This window comes from Sphingomonas epibiotica (genome assembly GCF_039615155.1).
In the GTDB taxonomy this organism is placed as follows: Bacteria; Pseudomonadota; Alphaproteobacteria; order Sphingomonadales; family Sphingomonadaceae; genus Sphingomonas.
On sequence record NZ_JBDGHY010000038.1, the window covers coordinates 1 to 537 of the forward strand.

1 protein-coding gene is annotated in these 537 nt (G+C 69.3%); it reads right to left on the reverse strand.

From position 1 onward, the window contains the following. Positions 1-140 precede the first annotated feature (140 nt). The coding region (locus AAIO73_RS20180) for a glycosyltransferase (protein WP_345880588.1) at positions 141-537 on the reverse strand (397 nt) is incomplete at its 5' end.

Sequence of the window (537 nt, forward strand, 5' to 3'; positions counted from 1 at the left end):
ACCGACGGGGAGATCCCGGCGTCCCGCGGCGTAAAGAGGGCGGAGCAGTTCCAGATATGCCTCGGGAGTCGCCGGATCGCCGACGGGGTCGGTCGCCCACCCCGCCGCGACGATCGCATGGCGCAGAGCCTCGACCGTCGTCATGCCGCCTGCTCGCAAAGCTGGTTCTCGAGCGTTGCCAGGGCATGCTCGGCCTCAGCGAGGGTGACATCGGGTATATCGGGCAGTGCCGGCACGACACGCATCGCGAACGCCTCGGCATTGGGACAGTCGCGCGCGACACCGATCACATGGTCACCGGTCAATCCGATACGGTCGCCGAAGCGGGCTGCGACAAAGAAATCGGGGAGCCCAGCCCAGATGCGGCGCGCCTCCGCCTGCTGCCGGTATTGCCATGCCGCCCCTCGCGGATGCGGCATCGAGGGTGCCCCATGATGGTCGATGGCGCTGAGCGCAGCGGCCATGCCTCCCGGTGCCCGGCCGAGCCGCCGTGAGGAGGTCGCAACCACCATGCCGGGATCGCGGCGCACGCGAAAG